General features: G+C 73.6%; 5 protein-coding genes, 1 tRNA gene and 1 pseudogene. 4 read left to right on the top strand and 3 right to left on the bottom strand.

Annotated features, from left to right (window positions below):
* Positions 1-48 precede the first annotated feature (48 nt).
* Positions 49-120 (bottom strand) — tRNA-Trp (locus tag BJF79_RS56000).
* A gap of 311 nt (positions 121-431) precedes the next feature.
* Between BJF79_RS56000 and BJF79_RS29425 the strand changes: the two genes are divergently transcribed.
* Entirely contained in the window at positions 432-1,004 is a 573-nt protein-coding gene (locus BJF79_RS29425; protein WP_075902246.1) for a hypothetical protein, read from the top strand.
* Between the two features lie 15 nt (positions 1,005-1,019).
* Here BJF79_RS29425 and BJF79_RS29420 read toward each other — a convergent pair whose 3' ends face one another.
* A complete protein-coding gene (locus BJF79_RS29420; RefSeq protein ID WP_083734130.1) occupies positions 1,020-2,603 on the bottom strand; it encodes a Na+/H+ antiporter in 1,584 nt (527 codons plus the stop codon).
* A gap of 252 nt (positions 2,604-2,855) precedes the next feature.
* Between BJF79_RS29420 and BJF79_RS29415 the strand changes: the two genes are divergently transcribed.
* Positions 2,856-3,413 (top strand): CGNR zinc finger domain-containing protein, encoded by a 558-nt coding sequence (locus BJF79_RS29415; RefSeq protein WP_075902242.1) that lies wholly within the window; start codon positions 2,856-2,858, stop codon positions 3,411-3,413.
* A 28-nt stretch (positions 3,414-3,441) separates the two neighbouring features.
* Here BJF79_RS29415 and folP read toward each other — a convergent pair.
* Positions 3,442-4,303, bottom strand: a pseudogene (gene folP, locus BJF79_RS29410) (dihydropteroate synthase).
* 242 nt (positions 4,304-4,545) lie between these two features.
* Between folP and BJF79_RS29405 the strand changes: the two are divergent.
* Positions 4,546-5,580: a GDP-mannose 4,6-dehydratase gene (locus BJF79_RS29405; RefSeq protein WP_075902248.1), complete on the top strand. Its 1,035-nt coding sequence runs from the start codon at positions 4,546-4,548 to the stop codon at positions 5,578-5,580.
* Between the two features lie 93 nt (positions 5,581-5,673).
* Positions 5,674-6,450 (top strand): MFS transporter (locus tag BJF79_RS29400; RefSeq protein ID WP_143220330.1); only part of this gene is annotated, 777 nt, incomplete at its 3' end.

Genomic DNA, 6,450 nt, shown 5'->3' with positions numbered 1-6,450 from the left:
GCAGGAATTGCGGAGCGTAAGGAGTTCCGGCCTTTTCCGTAACAACCGCAGGGGCGGAGGGAGTCGAACCCACTTTCCGCTGGTTTTGGAGACCAGCCGCCTAACCGGTGGCTCACCCCTTCGTGGCATTCATCACCAGACGCGATCAATGATCCGCGTGTTCGTGCGCGCGCGCAAAGGATTTACGGCTCCGACGGCGCCGGGCGACACGGCCCGGCGGGCCCCGGGCGCGGCCGCATCCGGCGAACCGCAGCATCCCCGACCGGCGCCGATAAGCGTGGTGTAAGGTCCAACGGCACACCGGGCGAACGCCGTGAAGCGGCCATGACGGGCCATGCACCGGACATGGGGCGTCTCGCCCGGCATTCTCGTGGTAAACCCATGACAGCGTGATGTCACATAGGTGATGAAAGAAGGCGAGGGGGCCCGCCATGAGGCACGCACAGGACGGGGCTGCCGCGGCGATGAACGCCGCCTCCCGGATTCTCGTCGCCCGGGGGAAGAACGAACCCCAGGAGGTCGAGAACCCGGACGTCGCCTGGGGCCAGCGCGCCCGCGACGGGGTGTGGGTGCCGACCAAAGACGGGCAGCGGATCCATCTCGGCATCGACACCGCGGCGGCCGACACGCCCGGCCAGATCCTGCGGCCCACCCTCCGGGTGTTCGTGGGCGTGGACGTCGACACCGACATCGTGGCGCAGACGACCGCGGGCGGGGTGCGGCTGCTGACGGTGATCCACGGGCCGAACGCGCCCGTGGAGTTCCGGTTCCCGGTGTCCCTGGCCGAGGGACTGGCGCTCGAGTCGATGCCGTCCGGCGGCTACGACGTCGTCCACCTGCGGTACGGCGCGACCGTGGGACGGCTCTACAACCCGTGGGCGAGCGACTCGATGTTCCGCCAGGTCAAGGCCGACTACGTGCTGGACGGCCCGGTCGTCACCATGCGCGTCCAGCACGCCGACGCGTACTACCCCGTCGTGGCCGACCCCCACTACGCCCGCTGAGCGGACGCGCGCCCGCTAGGAGCGCGACCTGCGGATCACGATCGGGTCCTCGAAGTCGAGTTCGCGGCTGATCTCCCGCAGCGTGTCCGCCCCGATCTTGCCCCGGCGGTACAGGAGCGTCAGCTTCGCCCGCTGCGCCCGGACGAGCTCGGCGCGGACCCGGCGGCTGTTCGGCGGCGGCCCGGCGGTTTCCGCGTCCGCGCCGCCGTCCTCCTCCGCGAGGAAGTACCGGACGCGGTCGAGCCGCAGTTCGAGCATCTGCCGGAACGCGTCGGCGGTCTGCGCGTCGACGTCGTCGTCCTCGGCGAGTTCGTCGAGCCGGGCGAGCGCGGCCTGGAGCCCGGCCTGGCGCGCGCGCATCGTCTCGGTACGGCGCCGGCCGGACTCGATCAGTCCGAGGCGGCGCAGCAGGACCGGCAGCAGCGGCGCCTGGCCGATCAGCGTGACCAGCACGACGAGCGCGGCGAGCAGGACGAGCAGCCCGCGCTGCGGACCGGCGGCGGTGGGCAGCGACAGCGCGATCGCCAGGGTGATGGCGCCGCGCATGCCGCCGAAGCCGATGACGACCCGCTGCCGCCAGCCGAGTCCCCGCTGCCCGCGGCGGTTCGGCGCGATCAGCGCGAGGGGCCCGTACCCGAGTTCCCACAGCAGCCGGACGCCGATCACGACGGCCGACACCGTCAGCGCCGTCAGCGCCACCATCGTCCAGGTGTGCCCGCCGGGGCCCCGGACGATCTCCCGGATCTCCAGCCCGAGCAGCACGAACAGCGTCGATTCCAGGAGGAACGTCAGGATCCGCCAGAAGGCGGTGCCGACCAGGCGGGACGCGGGCTGCAGCACGCCCTCGCCGTGGGTGCCGATGGTGAATCCGGTCACGACGGTGGCGAGCACGCCGGACGCGCCGACGTGTTCGGCGGGCACGAACGCCAGGTAGGGCGTCACGAGCGAGACGATCACCTGGCTGACCGGGTCGCGGATCCGGCGCCGCAACCGCCGCATCACGGCGCCGACGACGAACCCGTAGGCGAGGCCCCCGGCGACGTACTGCACGGTCCGTCCGACGCCGTCGGCCAGGGTGAACTCGGTGTTCAGCGCCTCGACGGCCAGCACGAAGATCGTCAGGGCGGCGCCGTCGTTGATCAGCGACTCGCCCTCCAGGATCGTGACCATCCGGGGCGGGGCGCCGAGCCGCTGCATCACCGAGGTGGCGGCCACCGGGTCGGTGGGCGAGACGGCCGCGCCGAAGGCCAGCGCCGCCGCCCAGCCGACCTCGGGCAGCAGCGCGGTGATGGTGGCGGCGACGGCGAGGGTGGTGAGGGTGGTCAGCCCGAACGCCAGCGCGATGATCGGGACGGCGTCGGCGCGGGCCTCGCGCGGCGCGGTGAAGAACGCGGCGTGGTAGATCAGCGGCGGCAGGAAGCCGAGCAGCACCAGCTCGGGCGGGACGACGACGGCGGGCAGGACGGGCACGAACCCGGCGGCCATGCCCAGCGCGACGAGCAGGATCGCGTCCGGGACGCCGAGCCGCCCCGCCAGCGCGCGGGCCAGCAGCACCACCACCGCGACGACGAGGAAGACGACGAAGAGCGGCTCCTCCACGTTGGTGATCTCTATCCGGAACGCGGTCCGGTACGCGTCGTCCGGCGGCCGGATTGTGGAACGTTCCCGCAGCGGGGCCGCCGGGCCGCCGCCGCGCCGCGTCGGCCGGCGTCCCCGCCGGCCCGTTGATCTCCGCGGGGCGGGCGGCGGAGGGCCGCGCCGGCGTCATAGGCTTGAGGCCGGGCCGCGTTCGGCCCCCGCGGCGGCGCCCGGCGCAGCGACCGCCCCGGTTCCCGGGAGACTGGATTCACCGTGATCTTCACTCATGACACCGAGCACGCGCTCGCCGTGGTCGTCGACCTGATCAACACCGGTGCCGCCGCGTCCGGCGCCGAGGAACTGGACGGGCTGCCCGGCCTGCGGGCGTTCGTCGAGCGCAACTCCTTCAGCGATCTGGGCGAGGTCACCGGGGACGACATCGCCGCGGTCCGGCGGCTGCGCGACCGGTTCCACGCGCTGTTCCTGGCCGGGGAGGTGCCGGCCGCCGTCCGGCTGATCAACGACATCGTCGGCGCGGTCCGCACGACCCCGCACCTGACCGATCACGACGGCTACGACTGGCACGTCCACTTCTTCGCGCCGGGCGCGCCGCTGCCCGAGCATCTGGCGGCCGACTGCGGCATGGCGCTCGCGTACGTGGTGGCGGCCGGTGAACTGGACCGGCTGCGCACCTGCGAGGCGCCGGACTGCGCCCGGGTCCTGGTGGACCTGTCCCGCAACCGGTGCCGCCGCTACTGCGACAGCCGGACGTGCGGGAACCGCATGCACGTGGCCGCGTACCGCGCCCGCCGCCGGGAGGCGGCGCTCTGACCCCGCCGTCCGCCCCGCCGGGCCGCCGCTACCCGGCGGGGTTCCCGGGCAGCGGCCCGAGGGCGGCGACGGCGTCGAGGGCGCGGGCGAGCGGCGGCGGCGTCGTGGACGCGGAACACGCGGGCGCCGAGGGCGGCCGAGACCCCGAGGACGGCGAGGGTCCCGGCGCCCCGCCCGTCCACGGGGCGGCCCAGGGTCTCCCCGATGAAGTCCTTGTTGGACACCGCGACCAGTACCGGCCATCCGGTCGCGGTCAGCTCACCGAGCCGCCGGGTGATCTCCAGCGAGTGCCGGGTGTTCTTGCCGAAGTCGTGGGCGGGGTCGATGAGGACGGCGTCCCGGCGCACCCCGAGCGACACCGCGCGTTCGGCCTCCGCGGTGACGTGCCCGAGCACGACGGCGACGACGTCGCCGAAGCCCGTCCGGTGCGGCCGGGTGCGGGGGTCCAGCCCGCCCGCGTGGGCGCAGACCAGGCCGATGCCGTGCGCGGCGGCGACCTCGGCCAGCCGCGGGTCGGGGCCGCCCCAGGTGTCGTTGAGCAGGTCGGCGCCCGCGGCCGCGACCGCCTCGCCGACCTCGGCCCGCCAGGTGTCCACGCTGATCACCACGTCCGGGTGCCGTTCCCGGACGGCCGCGACGAGGTCCACCACCCGGCGCAGTTCCTCGGCGACGTCGACGTCCTCGCCGGGCCCGGCCTTCACCCCGCCGATGTCGACGATGTCGGCCCCGGCCGCCACCGCGCGTCCGGCGGCGTCCAGCGCCGCGTCGAACCCGTAGGTGGCGCCCTTGTCGAAGAACGAGTCGGGGGTGCGGTTGACCACCGCCATGATCGCGTGCGGGCCGAGCTCGCGCCCGTTCAGCCGCAGCGGCGTCGTTTCCGGAGAGCCCATGATGATCACAGATTCGCACACGTCGCGGGCACGGTGCCACGCGGTCCGCCGGGGCGGCCCGGGGAGGCGGCGGGGGAACTAGAAACGAATTCGGTTCAAATGCCGCCCTCGCTCGTCGGGCACCCAACGGGGTCGCTAATCTCATATGTCATGCTCGTTGCGGGAATGCGTCCCCGCGGCGGGTCGCGGACCCCGCCGCGGCCCGGCCCGAGCAGCCCCGACCGAGCAGCATGGAGGATCCGCTGACCAGGCGAGCACTCATCACCGGCATCACCGGACAGGACGGCTCGTACCTGGCCGAGCATCTGCTTGCTCAGGGGTACGAGGTGTGGGGTCTGGTGCGGGGGCAGGCGAACCCGCACGTGTCGCGGCTGCGCAAGCACATCGGCGACGTCCGGATCACCACGGGCGACCTGCTGGACCAGGGCAGCCTGATCTCCGCGGTGGAACAGGTCCGGCCCGACGAGGTCTACAACCTCGGCGCGATCTCCTACGTCCCGATGTCGTGGCAGCAGGCCGAGCTCACCGCCGAGGTGACCGGCATGGGCGTGCTGCGGATGCTGGAGGCGATCCGCGTGGTGTCGGGCATCAGCCCGTCCCGGACGCCCGGCCCGGACCAGATCCGCTTCTACCAGGCGTCGTCGTCGGAGATGTTCGGCATGGTCCGGGAGACGCCGCAGAACGAGCGGACGGCGTTCCACCCGCGCAGCCCGTACGGGGTCGCCAAGAGCTACGGGCACTACATCACCCAGAACTACCGCGAGTCGTACGGGATGTTCGCGGTGAGCGGGATCCTGTTCAACCACGAGTCGCCGCGCCGGGGCGCCGAGTTCGTCACCCGGAAGGTGTCGCTGGGCGCGGCGCGCATCAAGCTGGGCCTGGCCTCGGAGCTGCGCCTCGGGAACCTGGACGCGCGCCGCGACTGGGGCTACGCGGGCGACTACGCCCGCGCGATGCGCCTGATGCTGGCCCAGGACGCGCCGGAGGACTTCGTCATCGGAACGGGCCAGACCCAGTCGGTGCGGGAACTGGTCGAGTTCGCGTTCGGCACGGCGGGCCTGAACTGGGAGGACCACGTCGTCCTGGACGCCAAGTACACCCGGCCCGCCGAGGTCGACCTGCTGTGCGCCGACCCGAAGAAGGCGCGGGAGCAGCTCGGCTGGGAGCCCGAGATCACCTTCGAGGGCCTGGTCCGGATGATGGTGGAATCGGACCTGCGGCTGCTGTCGGAGTCGTCGCGCCCCGAGGACGAGCCGTTCAGCCCCGACCACTGGTGACCCCTCCTCCGCGGTGACGCGCCCCCGGCGACGCGGCCCCCGGCGACGCCCCGCACCGGCGCGCCGCGCCCGGCGGCGTGACACCATGCGATCATGGCTGACGTCGCCGCGGGGCCGGGGAACATCCGGCTGAGCACCGGGCCGGGACGCTGGATCCTGCTCTCGACCGTCCTCGGCTCTGGACTCGCGCTGCTCGACTCGACCGTCGTCAACGTCGCGCTGCCCGCCATCGCCGAGGATCTCGGCGCGGACATGGCGGGGCTGCAGTGGACGGTCAACGCCTACACGCTGACGCTCGCCGGGTTCATCCTGCTCGGCGGGTCGCTCGGCGACCGGTACGGGCGGCGGCGGATCTTCCTGATCGGCGTGGTGTGGTTCGCGGTCGCGTCGGTGCTGTGCGCCGTCGCGCAGGACGTCGGGATGCTGGTGGTGGCCCGTGCGCTGCAGGGCGTGGGCGGGGCGCTGCTCACCCCGGGCGCGCTGGCGATCATCCAGGCGTCGTTCGTCCCGGACGACCGGCCGCGCGCGGTCGGGGCCTGGTCGGGGCTCGGCGGGATCGCCGGGGCCGTCGGGCCGTTCGCGGGCGGCTGGCTGGTGGAGGCGGCGGGCTGGCGGTGGGTGTTCCTGCTCAACGTGCCGCTCGCCGCGCTCGTGGTGCTGGTGGCCGCGCGGCACGTCCCGGAGAGCGCCGACCCGGACGCGCGCGGACGGTTCGACGTGTTCGGCGCCGTCCTCGCGGCCCTCGCCCTCGCGGGCACGACGTACGCGCTGACCGAGGCGCCGAGCGGGCACGCCCGTCCGCTCGCGGTGGCGGTCGCCGCCGCCGTCGGCGGTGGCGGCCGCCGCGGCGTTCCTCGCGGTGGAGCGCAG

The sequence above is a fragment of the Actinomadura sp. CNU-125 genome (assembly GCF_001942465.1).
GTDB lineage: Bacteria > Actinomycetota > Actinomycetes > Streptosporangiales > Streptosporangiaceae > Spirillospora.
Note: the sequence above shows the minus strand (reverse complement) of the source record. Positions and strands in the feature narration are given on the sequence as shown.

What these genes read in the sequence shown, in the direction of transcription:
- BJF79_RS29425 (WP_075902246.1), top strand. Translation starts at nt 432, where the DNA reads ATGAGGCACGCACAGGACGGGGCTGCCGCGGCGATGAACGCCGCCTCC.